Annotated in this window: 8 protein-coding genes; 3 read left to right on the forward strand and 5 right to left on the reverse strand. The window is 56.8% G+C overall.

Annotated elements, in window-relative coordinates; genetic code table 11:
- Positions 1–371 precede the first annotated feature (371 nt).
- Both AU11_RS13615 and AU11_RS13620 read left to right on the forward strand, forming a co-directional pair.
- The gene (locus AU11_RS13615) at positions 372–3,260 is read left to right on the forward strand and encodes a S8 family serine peptidase (RefSeq protein WP_231491924.1); all 2,889 of its coding nucleotides are present in this window, start codon (positions 372–374) and stop codon (positions 3,258–3,260) included.
- 197 nt (positions 3,261–3,457) lie between these two features.
- Positions 3,458–4,645: a class I SAM-dependent rRNA methyltransferase gene (locus AU11_RS13620; protein ID WP_043319852.1), complete on the forward strand. Its 1,188-nt coding sequence runs from the start codon at positions 3,458–3,460 to the stop codon at positions 4,643–4,645.
- A gap of 232 nt (positions 4,646–4,877) precedes the next feature.
- On the opposite strand, the gene AU11_RS13625 is transcribed toward AU11_RS13620, so the two are convergent.
- Positions 4,878–7,064, reverse strand: a complete 2,187-nt coding sequence (locus AU11_RS13625; protein WP_043319853.1) for a TonB-dependent receptor domain-containing protein — start codon at positions 7,062–7,064, stop codon at positions 4,878–4,880.
- Positions 7,065–7,255: 191 nt separating this feature from the next.
- Between AU11_RS13625 and AU11_RS13630 the strand changes: the two genes are divergently transcribed.
- Positions 7,256–7,726, forward strand: coding sequence for a GNAT family N-acetyltransferase (locus AU11_RS13630; protein ID WP_043319854.1), 471 nt, complete (start codon positions 7,256–7,258; stop codon positions 7,724–7,726).
- Between the two features lie 100 nt (positions 7,727–7,826).
- On the opposite strand, the gene gyrB is transcribed toward AU11_RS13630, so the two are convergent.
- The 4 genes from gyrB to dnaA all read right to left on the reverse strand — a co-directional run bounded on the left by gyrB (position 7,827) and on the right by dnaA (position 14,587).
- On the reverse strand, positions 7,827–10,247 hold the full coding sequence (gene gyrB, locus AU11_RS13635; protein ID WP_043319855.1) for a DNA topoisomerase (ATP-hydrolyzing) subunit B: 2,421 nt from the start codon (positions 10,245–10,247) through the stop codon (positions 7,827–7,829).
- A gap of 146 nt (positions 10,248–10,393) precedes the next feature.
- Positions 10,394–11,491 carry a DNA replication/repair protein RecF gene (gene recF / locus AU11_RS13640; RefSeq protein ID WP_231491926.1) on the reverse strand — a complete coding sequence of 366 codons (1,098 nt, stop codon included), beginning with the start codon at positions 11,489–11,491 and terminating at the stop codon, positions 10,394–10,396.
- Positions 11,492–11,679: 188 nt separating this feature from the next.
- Entirely contained in the window at positions 11,680–12,789 is a 1,110-nt protein-coding gene (gene dnaN, locus AU11_RS13645; RefSeq protein WP_043319856.1) for a DNA polymerase III subunit beta, read from the reverse strand.
- Between the two features lie 97 nt (positions 12,790–12,886).
- On the reverse strand, positions 12,887–14,587 hold the full coding sequence (dnaA, locus tag AU11_RS13650) for a chromosomal replication initiator protein DnaA (RefSeq protein ID WP_043319857.1): 1,701 nt from the start codon (positions 14,585–14,587) through the stop codon (positions 12,887–12,889).
- Positions 14,588–14,816 lie beyond the last annotated feature (229 nt).

Consider the following 14,816-nt stretch of genomic DNA (forward strand, 5'->3'; position numbering starts at 1 on the left):
GCTCGCATACTGCGCTGCCCTTAACAGGAATGTGGCGCCACCCTATTGCTCGCTTAGATTGGTTTCCGTAGAAACCAACGAGAGGGACCTGGTGCCGCAGCGTTCAAGGAAGAAAATAACCAGGCGCGACACGCTCCACTCTCTACCTTTTCCTCTTATCTCACGGAAACGCCCGTACCAGCTCGCCACAAGTGAGCAAGGTCGGGCTTTGTATTTTACGGGGCACAATTTCTATGATTTCTTTTGGTCAATCTCAAGGCCGGTATTCCGCAGCCAAGAGCGCCGGTTTTCTGGGCGCCTTGGTAGCAGGCTTGCTGTTTTCACTTCACGCTCAAGCAACTGATGACACCCAATCGCCGGTTCGCCAGGAAGTGTCAAAAAAAACCTACATCGTACAATTTACCGATAAACCACTGATCGCCTACGAGGGAACAATCCAGGGGCTCGCTGCCACCAAGCCACAGAACAATCGGAAAATTGATTTTTCCAGTGCCGCAGCAAAGCAGTACAAAAACTATTTACGTCAGCGAAAAAGTGAAGCGCTTTCCGCCATTGGTGGCGCACCCACACTGCACAACTACGAAGTCGCGTTTAATGGATTTGCTGCGCAGATGTCAGCAAAGCAGGCCGATCAGTTGCGCAACCGTAAGGATGTACTCGGTGTCTGGGAAGATCAGCTTATGAAACCCCAGACCAATTCAACCTATCAATATCTACGCCTCAACCACTTTCCCGGGCCCTGGTTACTCGGTGCTACAGGAGAGGATGTGGTGATCGGTGTAATTGATTCAGGGATTCACCCGGAGCACCCCAGCCTTGAAGATACGCGTACACCCAAGCGCGGGCATATGGGACGACCGATACTCTATGATGCGATTCCGGAATCCTTCACCGGGGAAGGTTGCGAGTTCGGAAACCTGGATTTCAATCCGAATGATCTACCCTTCGACTGCAACAATAAGCTGGTGAAGGCGCAGGCCTTTTCTGAAGGTTTTCTTTCGGCAAATGTTCTGGCGGACTATGAATTTCTTTCCGCACGGGATGCGGATGGGCACGGTACTCATACCGCAACTACCGCCGCAGGTAATTACGGTGTTGAGGGAACACTAAATGGTAAAAGTACCGGTACTCTGAGCGGGGTTGCCCCTCGTGCGCGGGTTGCGGTGTACAAAGTCTGCTGGGACGCGCCCGACCCGGATGACAGTGGCTGTTTTTCTTCCGATTCCATGGCCGCCATCGATCAGGCGGTTGCCGATGGAGTAGATGTCATCAATTATTCCGTCGGCGGTGCCAGCACCCAGTTTACCGGCCCCGATGATATCGCCTTTCTGTTCGCTGCCGATGCCGGTGTTTTCGTGGCAACTTCCGCCGGTAATGCGGGCCCCGGAAGTGAAACTATTGGCACGCCCTCCGGCGTCCCCTGGATCACCTCCGTGGCGGCCAGTGAAGACAACGAAAGCTTCGGTACTGGTGTCGAAATAGACTCTCCCACAGCACTCGCCGGTATCTTTGAAGGGTTGCAGGGGTCGGGGCCGGTACAGCTCAGCGATAGCGGTACCATTTCCTCCTCGATCATCAACGCAGAGCCGCTGGAAGCCTGTGCCCCCCTCACTAACGCAGAGTCCATGGCGGGAAATATCGCTCTGGTGGTACGCGGCGGCTGCGCGTTCAGTGACAAGTACAACCAGGTCGCCGCTGCCGGTGCACGTGCCATTATCGTGTATAACGACGGCACTGCGTCGGACCGTATCGATCCCATCACCATGTCGGCCCCGGACACTACGATTCCTGGCATCATGATTCGCTACCCCGATGGCGCAGTGCTTGCTGCCGCGTCTTCACCCAGCGGAACTCTAAGCCCTGAAATTCAGGTTCCCCGGAACAATCGCATCGCCGGCTTCTCCTCCCGCGGTGCCAACGCGGGCGCGCCCGATATCATCAAACCAGACATTGCGGCACCCGGAGTGGGAATCATCGCGGGTATTTCGCCGGTGGGCTCCGGAGATATTTATGGCGCCCTCAGTGGTACCTCTATGGCAAGTCCGCATATAGCCGGTGTCATGGCGCTGCTCAAGCAGGCGCATCCGGAGTGGACCCCGGCAATGGCGCGCTCTGCCATGATGACCAGCGCACGTCAGAATTTGCGAAAGTCCTTTGGCGACGACGGTGCCGATCCCTTCGACTTGGGAGCGGGCATGGTGCAGCCGGCCAACGCGTTTTTCCCGGGCCTGGTATATGACGCTGGTTTTTACGATTACCTGGCATTTCTCTGCGGAGCTGAATTGCAGACCCCCATCGTGCCCGCAGGCGACTGCGATTATCTCGAGGCAAGTGGCTTTTCCACGGATTCTTCGGACCTTAACCTGCCTTCGATAGGAATCGCCGAACTGGTGGGCAGCCAGACGGTGACTCGCCGGGTAACCAGCGTGGAAAAAGGTGTGCACTGGTATTGGGCGGAAGTCGATGCGCCAGCAGGTATCGACGTGGAAATCACACCGCGTATTCTGCGCTTGCGGGAAGGCGAGACTGCTACCTATCAGGTAACGTTTACCGCGACTGAGGAAGCTGCGCTTGGCGAATGGGCGTTTGGCGCCGTCAGCTGGTCACAGGGCTTCCGCAAGGTACGTAGCCCTATCGCCATTCGTCCGGTGCCCATTTCCACAGCCGCTGCGGTACGGGGTACGGGTAGTGAAGGTATCCTGTCGCTACCGCTCGCGTTTGGCTACTCCGGCACCTATAGCGCCGCAATGAATGGACTGGTCGAAGGTATCCCTGCGGATGGTGCGGTGGATGACGGTCTCGATGACCTGATCTTCTTCGAGGTCCCGGCTGGCACCAGTTTCAGCCGCTTCGCACTGTTTGATGAAGACGTTGGCGCGGGCGATGGTTCCGACGATCTGGATCTACAGGTACTCGGTCCCGCGTCGGCCGGGTGGCCGCTGGTGGGCTCCAGCGGTACGCCAACTTCCGCGGAACAGGTGGATATGCAGAATCCGGAACCCGGTCTCTACGCCGTGTTCGTTGTGGATTACGCATCAGCGCCAGGTCCGACGCCCTACACCCTGTTTAATTTCAACCTGCAGGGTGACAGTGGCAATACACTACTCGAAGCCCCTGCCACCGCCACCGTTGGCGGTACGGGCACCTTGCACCTCGAATGGATGGGACTCGGCAGCGACACCCGCGCACTCGGTCTTATAGCTCACCAGGATGGCAGTGGTGTCATAGCGACCACAGAGGTATCCATCAGTACGCGCTAAGGGGCTGTCTGAACACCACCTGGAAAAAAGCACCCGCCCGGCGCCGGAGAATGTAACGGTTGCCGGGCTTTTTTTTTGCCCAGGGGTTTCCGCCGTTTCGCTATGGTTAGTGGGTGTATCACGGCAGATTATTTATGCTTGTAATCTGCCCATCACAATCAAACAATGGCGCCCCCCAGACGAAGCGGAGTTATCCCGTGCAACAACTCATTCTCAACCCCCGCGCCGAGCGCCGATTAAAATTGGGCCACCTGTGGATCTACAGCAATGAAGTGGACACCAAGCGCAGTCCGCTCAAAGGAATCCAGCCGGGTAGTCAGTGTGAAATTCTAGAAAGCAACGGTAAAAGCCTGGGGTTTGCGCTGGTAAACCCAAATCAGCTCATTTGCGCAAGGCTGGTATCCCGCAAGGGACCATTTACTCCCAAGCAGTTGAAGCGTCGCCTCGAGAATGCCCTCGCACTGCGCGAGCGCTACTACCCTCACCCCAGCTACCGGTTGGTCTACGGAGATTCCGACGGCCTGCCCGGTCTGGTGGTCGACCGTTTTGGTGAATACCTGGTGGTCCAGGTCAGTAGCTGGGGAATGGAAACTCTGATTCAGGATATTGTCGAAGCGCTGACCACGCTGGTGAAGCCTGCCGGTATTTTGCTGCGCAATGACCACCAGGGGCGTAAGGTGGAAGAATTGCCGGATCTCTGTGAAGTGGCCTTCGGTGAAGTACCACAGATGGTGCCGTTCGAGGAAAACGGCGTGTCACTGCTGGCACCGGTTTACCAGGGGCAGAAAACCGGTTGGTTCTACGATCATCGGGACAACCGCGCGCGACTGAATCAGTGGGTCAAGGGGCAGCGGGTGTTAGATCTATTCTCCTACGCTGGAGGCTGGGGTGTGCAAGCGCTTGCTCACGGCGCCAGTGAGGTCACCTGCGTGGATGCTTCGGACCAAGCGCTGGATTGGTGTGAGGAGAACGCAGCACTGAACAATCGCAAGGGCGACCTGATCACCATTCAGGGCAAGGCCATCGATGCGATGAAAGAGCTGATCGCCAGCGGCGAGCGTTACGACGCCATCGTTCTGGATCCGCCGGCCTTTATCAAGCGCCGCAAGGATCAAAAGTCCGGTGAGGCGGCCTATCGCCATATTAATGAGCTGGCGTTGCGCTTGCTGGAAAAGAACGGCCTGCTGGTGAGCGCATCCTGCTCAATGCACCTTGAGTCCGATACGCTACTGGAAATTTTGCGTGGCGCGGGACGCCACCTGGACAAGAACATCAGTATTATCGGCAGTGGCGGACAAGGTGCGGATCACCCCGTCCACCCCGCCATTCCTGAAACCCGCTATCTGAAGGCGCATTTCGTGCACCTGACTGGTACCACCCAGTAAAAACCCCGGCAACTGCCTAATACTGATCACTTAAGTAATTCTGTGGCGGCGCCGCTACCGGGTGCGGTCATGTGAGACACGCCGTAAACCCATCCCTGGGGGCTCTGCACCGCCATCCCTGGCGGTGAAGGTCTCACAAGACCGCGCCCGGTATCGTCACCTTCGCCTTCAGCTACATTAAGTGGACATCATTGGGCAAGTGCCGGGTTTTTACGCACTATCCGATGATCGATCAGAAGCGATAACTCACTCCCAGGGACGCGGTGCGAGGGCGGTTGACGCGCGCGCCATCCGGTGCGCGGTTGATAATGGCCTGCTTGTCCAGCAGGTTGTCCACCTTGAGGTAGCCTGCAAGATCGCTGCTGAAGTCGTAGTGCGCGGCGGCGTCCAGCACCCACAAAGATTCGGTGACATCGAACCGGTCCGTATCACCGCGGTTGCAGTAGTTACTGACGCACATATCATCCTGATATGCGGCTGTCAGGTTGATCCGCCACGCGGCGCCACTGTCGACACCGGTAGTCAGGGCAAACACATTTTCCGGGAGATAGGTAAAGTTGTCCCCTGCCGCCAAGCCGTCTTCGCCATTGGAGCTGATGTACTCCAGGCTATCTTTACTGATTTCGGCGTCGGTGAAGGTGTAGCTCGCCTGCAGTGGAATCAGCCAACCGTTTGTCATTTGCCACTCGCTACTGACGCTGGCTTCCAACCCGCGGATTTCCGATTCACCGAGCGCATAGTTTCCGCTGTCCTGGCCGTTGGCGCAGGGCTGGGCGACGGAACAGTTCTGCACTGTGCTCTCATAATCGCTGTAGAAGGCGATCATTTCCAGTTGCAGGTCGCCGCTGTGGACACGGAAGCCGCCCTCATAGTTTGTGGACAGGTCACCCGCTTCACCCTCGGAGGAACCGCTGCCCGGAGGTGCAAAGCCACGGTGAACACCCGCCAGCAGTGTCACCGTTTCGTTTATCGAGTAGGTCACACCCAGTCCCGGCAGCCACTCGCTCAGGGAGTTGGCGCGGCTGCTGCCCTCTTCCGTGCGCTCATTGTTCTCGAAACGCTGTTGGCGGGTTTCCATGTCTTCATAGCGCAGCGCGGCAGTCACCGCCAGCGCACTGGTCAACTGTATCTGATCGTACACGAACAGTGACGTGGCTTCGGCTTTGCCGACGCGGTTATTGCTGGCACTGGGATCCGTAATGCCCTGAAACACCAGCGCACCATCGATCTGGCTATAGTTTTCCACCGGCTGGAAGCGGTCCACATCGTCGTAGTGGTCACGAACCCCGAATTCCAGGTCATGCTCGATACTGCCGGTATCCAAGCGTAAGTTAGCGCTCACCTGCACACCACGAGAGACATAGGTGCGATCGTTGTGTTTGATACCGACATCTGCGTAGTCGAGGGTGCCATCCAGAACAGCCTGAGCATCCCCATCGCCAGCATTTGCCGCATCGATCAGGCTTCCAAGGCTCACCTTGAACCAGTCGCGCTTGAACTTGTTGTAGTAGGCCTGAGTGCTCAGGCTGAAGTCGTCACCTAGCGCAATTGTGTGATTCAGCTGCACCGTGCTGTGGCGGTTTTCCATTTCGTCTAGAGCGCTGATGCCGTAACGACGATTGGGGTCTTCTGCGAGATCCGAGTCAGTGAGGCCCAAATAACTCATGCCGGACTCTTCTTCGGAGTACTGCAGCTTGATATCCAATTGCTGGGCGAAGCTGGCACCCTCCGCGGAATTCAGCCGCCCCTTGATCAGATAATCTTCTTTGGCGATGTCGGCGCTACCAGCACGGTCTATATCGCGGAAGCCATCGGCCTGCTGTTGGTGGGTTTCAATCAGCCACCCGCTGGTTTCGCTGCCGGCGCCATAATAAGTATGCAGACGGTTTTCGCCATACTGGCCAGCTTCCAGCTGCACCTTACCCGCACTCCCTTCGGGGATCTGGGTACTCAGCATGTTGACAGCGCCACCTACGCTGAAAGGGCCGTACTTCAGAGTGCCTGGACCTTTGAGCACCTCGATCGCCTGCAGGCGACCGGCAGTGGGAAAATAGTAGGCTTCGGGGGCGGAGTAAGGTGCAGGGGCAACCAGTACACCATCCTCCAGTAGGGAGATCTTTCCGGAACGCTCACCAAAAGCACCCCGGATACCGATATTCGGGCGCAGTCCGTAGCCGTCTTCTTCCCGCAGGTATACCCCCGGTACATTGCGCATCATGCGGTTGATGTCCACAAACTCGAACTTTTCCAGGTCTTCGTCGCTTACCAGGTGAGCAGACCCCGGCAATCGGTTCAGTTGTTCACCGTTGCCCAGTACGGAAATTGTTTCCAGCGGCTGGTAGTCGTCAGCGGCGAATCCCTGGTTGCTCAAGGTCGCACACAGCGCAAGGGTCAGTGGGGTGAGGTAAAAACGGGCCATTGGCTCTCCTTAGTCCAGATCTCTCATCAATATTATTAATGAGAACGATTATATTTATTTAACAAAATATTGTCATCAAGGACCTGGACTTTTACTTATACATGTGTCCAAGAAAAGCTGGCGACATTTTGGGGCACCGAGCAATCAGACTACTATGGGCCGTTACACCCCTGTTTGACATGGGAGAGCTTATGCTGAGACCGATACAGGAATCGGATATCGAGCGTCTGCTGCAACTCTGGCTCCACTTGGCCTGCAGTAGTCACCCGAGCCTGCCGGTAAGCTACTGGGCTGATACGGGCCGCGCCATGCGGCGCAAACTCAAAGAACAATGCCGGTTCGGCGCGCCCTCAGATCTTGGGACGAGCAGCCACTGGGTCTATACCCGCCCCGGGAGCGAAACACCCGAGGGCCTGGTCACAATCACACAGAACCGCCAGGTGGATACGATTTTCGTATCTCCAGGGGAGCAGGGGCACGGAGTCGGCAGCGAACTGATGGCGCAGGCCAAGTTCGGCCGTATTCAGCTGGAAACCCGGGTGTTGGAGGAAAATCTGCGCGGCCGCTATTTTTTACAGCAGCATGGCTTCAGCGAGGCGGAACGCATGTTCAATACCGCCGCCAATCAGGATGAAATCACCATGCACTGCCGGGTGGCCTGAGTGGCTTTGGTGTTTCTTGATACACATCTAGATACGAAAGAGCCCGCGCGATATTACCTTTGGGGTGTATCGGGCGGGCTTACGATTAGTGAGGGCGGACTTATACGTCGAGGTTTTCCACCGCCAGGGCATTGCTCTCGATAAACTCGCGACGGGGCTCGACTTGATCCCCCATCAAGGTGGTGAAGATCTGGTCTGCAGCGATCGCATCTTCCACGGTTACCTGAAGCATACGGCGCGTTTCCGGGTTCATGGTGGTTTCCCACAATTGCTCCGGGTTCATCTCACCCAACCCTTTATAACGCTGGATGCTGTAGCCACGACGGCTCTCATTCATCAGCCAGGTCAGCGCTTCCGGGAAGCTGTATACCGGCTGCTGCTTCTCGCCTCGCTGGATATAGGCGCCTTCTTCGAGAAGGTCCTGCATTTTCTCACCCAACTGACAGATGGCACGATACTCCGCCGAGTCAAAAAATTCATGGTTAACGGTGTAACGACTGCTGACACCATGTGCCACTATATCAACCGTGGGGAGATACAGGTTGCGCTCACTGTCTTCGGTCACGGAGACGGTGTGACGACGGCCACCGCCCTCACCTTCCTGCTCCAGGCGCGCCTGCAATCTTTCCGCCCACTGCGCCATGGCTTCACTGGATTGCAGGGCTTCCGGTTTCACGCTCGGCAGGTAAACCATGCTCTGCAGTACTTCCTGCGGATACAGGCGCGACAGGCGGTCGATGGTTGCCATCACCGCGCGGTATTCCTTCACCAGAGATTCGAGCGCGGTTCCGGAGAGGCCAGGGGCTTCCGGATTCACAAACAGGGTAGCGCTCTCCAGTGCCGCGTTGGTGAGGAACTGGGTCAGCGCCGCCTCGTCCTTCAGGTACTGTTCCTGCTTGCCCTTGCCGATCTTGTAGAGTGGAGGCTGCGCGATAAATATATGGCCGCGCTCGATCAGCTCTGGCATCTGACGGAAGAAGAAGGTCAACAGCAGGGTCCGAATGTGCGCACCATCCACGTCGGCATCCGTCATGATGATAATGGAGTGATACCGCAGTTTGTCCGGGTTGAATTCGCTCTTACCGATGCCGCAGCCCAGTGCGGTAATCAGGGTACCCACTTCGGCACTGGACAACATTTTGTCGAAGCGCGCCTTTTCCACGTTCAGGATCTTACCTTTCAAGGGCAGGATTGCCTGGGTGCGGCGGTCGCGTCCCTGTTTGGCAGAGCCACCGGCGGAGTCACCCTCCACCAGGTAGAGTTCGGATAATGCCGGATCTTTCTGCTGGCAGTCTGCCAGCTTGCCGGGCAGTCCGGCGATATCCAGCGCCCCTTTGCGCCGGGTCATTTCCCGGGCCTTGCGCGCGGCTTCCCGCGCCCGGGCGGCGTCTATCATTTTACCCACCACAGCCTTGGCTTCCTGCGGGTTTTCCAGAAGGTAATCGTTGAACGACTGCCCCATTTCCTGCTCTACCGCCGGTTTCACCTCGGAGGAAACCAGCTTGTCTTTGGTCTGAGATGAGAATTTCGGGTCCGGCACTTTCACGGAAATGATCGCCGTAAGACCCTCGCGAGCGTCATCACCGGTGGTGCTGACCTTGTCTTTCTTGCCCACACCTTCTTTTTCGATGTAGTTATTCAGACCGCGGGTCAACGCCGCTCGGAAACCTGCAAGGTGGGTGCCGCCATCCCGCTGGGGAATATTATTGGTGTAACAGTAGATGTTTTCCTGGAAGGAATCATTCCACTGCAGGGCCACTTCCACCGCGATACCGTCTTCGCGCTGATTCTGGAAATGCAGGACCTTGTTGATCGGGGTCTTGTTCTGGTTCAGGAACTCCACAAACGCCCGCAGGCCACCTTCATATTCGTAGACTTCTTCCTTACCGGAGCGCTCGTCACGCAGCACGATACGCACACCAGAGTTCAGGAACGACAGTTCCCGCAGGCGTTTGGCCAGCTGCTCAAAGTGGAATTCGATATTGGAGAAGGTGTCTGCGGAAGGCTTGAAATGCACCGCGGTACCGGTAGTTTCACTATCCCCAACGATGGTCAAGGGTGCATCCGGCACGCCGTGGCGATATACCTGCTCATGGATCTTGCCACCGCGGCGGATGGTCAGCTTCAGTTCTTCTGACAGTGCATTTACCACGGACACACCGACACCGTGCAGACCACCGGATACCTTGTAGGTATTGTCATCAAACTTACCACCAGCGTGGAGCACGGTCATGATCACTTCAGCGGCGGAAACCCCCTCCTCCGGGTGCATTTCGGTGGGAATACCGCGACCGTTATCGGAAACACTCACGGACTCGTCCGGGTGAATAGTCACCCGAATTTCGTCGCAGTGCCCTGCCAACGCCTCATCGATGGAGTTATCCACCACCTCAAACACCATGTGGTGCAGGCCTGTGCCATCATCGGTATCGCCAATATACATTCCCGGGCGCTTGCGCACCGCATCCAGGCCCTTGAGTACCTTGATGCTACTGGAATCGTAGTTATTCTCTTGCGACATTCTGTTGCTCCATTCGCGCCGGCCATAGCCGGGCCTGCTTTGATCAGTCATTCCGGTAATTTTTTGCTCGCCGCGTTCTACTACGGGCTTGCTTTCCAACCACCAATCCGTTGCTGCCTGGTATTCGATATATTCCGAGGCCTTTGTCAGTCTCCTGCCTGCGCGATACTGGTCACCTCACCATGTTCCACGTGGAACATTCTCGGCTTACCCCAGGGGCCCTCAAACTGAAGCCAGGGCGCCGCGGTTATCTGAGGCTCGATACCCGTTACGAGAACCTGGCTGGCGCACCGGCTCAACCAGCGGGCAAACAGCGTCTGATTATCCTGGTCGAGCTCTGACGGCAAATCGTCGACCAGGAACACGGGCTTATCAGCGCCAGCAACCACCGATGCCATCGCCGTGCGCAAAGCACATACTGCCATTTTTTGCTGCCCACGAGACAAAATGGCGTGTGCCGGCTGCCCGTGAATAGTGAATCGCAGATCGGCCCTATGGGGGCCCACACGGGTAAACCCCTGTTCAGCATCTCCATCACGGGCCAAATCAATCGCATCCGCAAGAGCGAGATCACTCTTCCACCCGCTGCGGTAACTAACTTTGAGATCGCCGAATACATCAGCCGGCAAATCGGAAAGACGTGAATCGAACTCACGCTTCAGATCCTCGAAAACCCTGCGGCGCAGGGTATCCACCGCCTCGCCACTAAGTAACAACTGTTGTTCCCAAGGTGCGAGCAAATTGGAGGCAATTTTACCACGACGAAGCAGTGCATTGCGTTGCTTTAGCGCGCTTTGATAGACCTTCCAGTGCAAAGAAAACGAGTGTTCCACGTGGAACACCGACCAATCCAGCAACTGTCTACGCACCCCAGGGCCCCCATCCAGAGCAGCGAAGCTCTCGCTGTTGATCACCTGCAATGGCAGGCATGCGGCAAGCTGAGAGCTGGATTCAGCCGCCATCTGATTGATCCGAATCCTGCCCTGCCCGTCTCGACGCTTCTCGACACCGAGGGTCACACCACTATTGAGACGCCCAAAAACCGCGAGCGCGGCCTGCTCGTAGCGAATTACTGCCTGGTGCTGACGGGAGCGAAAAGATCGCCCACTGGCGAGCATATGTACGGCTTCAAGCAACGACGTCTTACCACTGCCATTCGCCCCACAAAAAAGACTTACCTGACCCGCAAGATTGAGCTCGGCGTGCGCGATATTGCGGAAGTTACTCAAAACGAGTCGACTCACAGACAAGGGGTTACCCCCACTGAGCAAGCGACAACTGCCCTCCTCAAGGGCAAACCACGGAAACAGAAAAACGCCAAAGACACGCAAATACGAAAAGACCGCCCTCCGAAATGGAGGGCGGTCTTTATCTGAAACACTCTAAAATGGCTCAAGCCTTGCACACGCTATCTGGCGCTCCCACCGGCGCCTCAAAGCCGCATTGGCATAATCACGTACACCGCATCACCCTGCTCAGGCTGCTGCAACAGTGCGCTACTGTTCGCATCCCCCAGGCCGATACGAATCTGATCACTGTGGATGGCACCGGTCACATCCAGAAGATAACCCACGTTAAAGCCGATCTCGAGCGGATCACCGTGGTAATCCACCATCAACTGCTCTTCCGCCTCTTCCTGCTCAGGGTTGTTCGCGACAATCTGTAACAACCCCTCGGACAATTGCAGACGCACACCGCGGTACTTCTCATTGGAGAGAATCGCGGCGCGCTGGAAAGCCTGGCGCAGCGCAAGGCGATCGGCAAATACTTCATTACCGGTACCACGCGGCAACACGCGCTCGTAATCGGGAAACTTACCGTCCACGAGTTTGGAAGTGAACGTGAACTGGCCGCAAACAACACGAATATGGTTGTTGCCAAGCACAACGTCGGCACTGGCATCCGTATCCTCAAGGAGACGCGCCAATTCCAGAACACCCTTGCGCGGCACGATGGCCTGTACCGGAGCATCCACATTCAGACCGGGCGCATCGCGATCACAAAGCGCCAGACGATGGCCATCGGTGGCTACCGCACGCAGCTGCTGAGGGCGGCATTCGAGCAGTAAACCGTTCAGGTAATAACGCACATCCTGCTGTGCCATGGCAAAACCGGTGGCATCAATCAAACGGCGAATCTCACGCTGCGAAATGGAGAAACGGCTCTGGGCGGTGGTCTCTTCCTGATTGGGGAAATCACTGGCCGGCAGCGTCGACAGCTGATAACGACTGCGCCCACTGCGCAACACGAGCCGCTCCCCATCGCGCTCAAACTTCAACTCGGAACCGTCGGGCAGGGAACGACAGATATCCAGCAGCTTGCGCGCCGGCACCGTAACCTCGCCTTCCAGTTCTGCGGGTTGCTCAAGCTGCAGGCGTCCGACAATTTCCACCTCCAGATCGGTACCGGTCAGCGACAATTCCTGTCCCTGCAGCTGCATCAGAACATTAGCCAGCACGGGCAATGTCTGGCGCTTTTCAACCACGCCGGCAACCAGCTGTAAGGGTTTTACCAGGGCATCACGGCTTACGCTGAATTTCATATATATCGCCTTGATCTACGTTAGGTCATTCTTGTTGTGACGCGGTTGCTACGTCGGACACCCGCGAAAAATCATTAAATATCAATACGTTAGAGTATCAGGTCGTCAACGACCGGGTCAGCAGCCGCACGTCTTCACGAATGTCTCCGTCGGACTCCTGCAGCTCCTTGATCTTGCGGCACGCATGCAGCACCGTTGTGTGATCGCGGCCACCAAACGCGTCGCCAATTTCCGGCAAACTGTGGTTGGTCAGCTCTTTCGCCAACGACATGGCCACCTGACGCGGACGGGCTACCGAACGACTGCGGCGTTTGGACAACAGGTCGGCCACCTTGATCTTGTAGTACTCCGCGACCACACGCTGGATATTATCAATACTGACCAACCGATCCTGCAGGGCCAGCAGGTCTTTGAGCGCCTCTCGCACGAGAATATCGTCAATTGCGCGCCCGGTGAACTGGGCGTTCGCAATCACGCGACGCAACGCGCCCTCCAGTTCACGCACGTTGGACCGGATCCGCTGTGCAATAAAGAAAGCAGAATCATGGGGCAGATCAACACCCACCTGCTCCGCCTTTTTCATCAAAATAGCAACCCGGGTTTCCAGTTCCGGCGGCTCAACCGCGACGGTAAGCCCCCAACCAAAGCGCGACTTGAGGCGCTCCTCGAGCCCGTCGATTTCCTTCGGGTAGCGATCACAGGTAAGAATTATTTGCTGCCCGCCCTCGAGCAGGGCATTAAAGGTGTGAAAAAACTCTTCCTGGGAGCGCTCTTTGCCGGCAAAAAACTGAATGTCGTCAATCAGCAGTGCATCCACCGAGCGGTAGTAACGCTTAAAATCACTGATCGCATTCAGCTGAAGCGCCTTCACCATATCCGCCACAAATCGCTCGGAGTGCAGGTAAACCACCTTCGCGTTCGGGTTTCGCTCGACCAGCGCATTACCTACCGCATGCATCAAGTGGGTTTTACCCAAGCCCACCCCGCCATAAATAAACAGCGGGTTATAGGCCCCCCCCGGGTTGTCGGCAATCTGCTGCGCTGCCGCCAGGCCGAGTTGGTTGGATTTACCCTCAACAAAAGAAGCGAAGGTAAAACCGCGATTCAACGCACTGCCGTGTTTGATCGCGCCCTCCACCTCGACTTTGCGTTGCGCGCCGGCCGCGGGTACCACCGGTACCGCCGCTTCGCCGCCGTGCAAATCTGCCGGCAACTGCTCCGCGGGCGTTAGCGCATCGGCACCGGCCTCTTCCGCCGCGAGATTGCTATGAGCTTCCATACCGGGCAGGCTGCGGTTAACAGGGATAGATTGTGTTGCGGGCTGTGCGACAGGCATACGCTCGCCAGCGGGCGCGGTCTGTTGGCGCACCGATGTGCTACCGGAGCCAACCGGGCCCGCACCGCCATACACTGAGGGCGAGTTATCGGTACCGCTGCGCCCAGCGGCACCGGAGCGCACGTATCCGCCAAAACCGGCGGCCTGACTATGCGCTTGAGACTGCCCGGTGTAGGCCCCATCCCCGTTCAGACTGCGACGAAAGCGTGAGGTGCGCCTGTCCAGAGACACAACCTCTACCGGTACGGAGCGACCGGAAAACTGCTGAACCAGCTCACGGATACGATCAAGAAATTTGTCGCTCACCCAGTTGAGGATAAAACGGTTAGGCGCCACGAGGCGCAACTCACCTTCAGAGCTGTCATCACTGACGCGAAGCGGCCGAATCCAGGTGCTGAATTGCTGTGGTGGCAGCTCATCCTGTAAACAGGCAGCACACTGCTTCCAGACGGAATCAGACAAGGAACCCCCTAAGAACGACGGAACGAGGTGAAACTGCGCCCGAATAAAACCGGCGCCACATTCTATGTGGGCCACCCCAAATACGCCGGGCATCACCTCAAAAGAAGGGCGACAGTATATCCGTTAGGCCAGGGGTTATCCACAATTCAGCAGGTTTTGGGGACAAGTTTTGCTGAGGAAAGCCTTGAAATATCAATCACTTGTCTACTTAGTAATCGCCAACTGACTA

This window comes from Microbulbifer sp. HZ11 (assembly GCF_000708675.1).
GTDB lineage: Bacteria > Pseudomonadota > Gammaproteobacteria > Pseudomonadales > Cellvibrionaceae > Microbulbifer.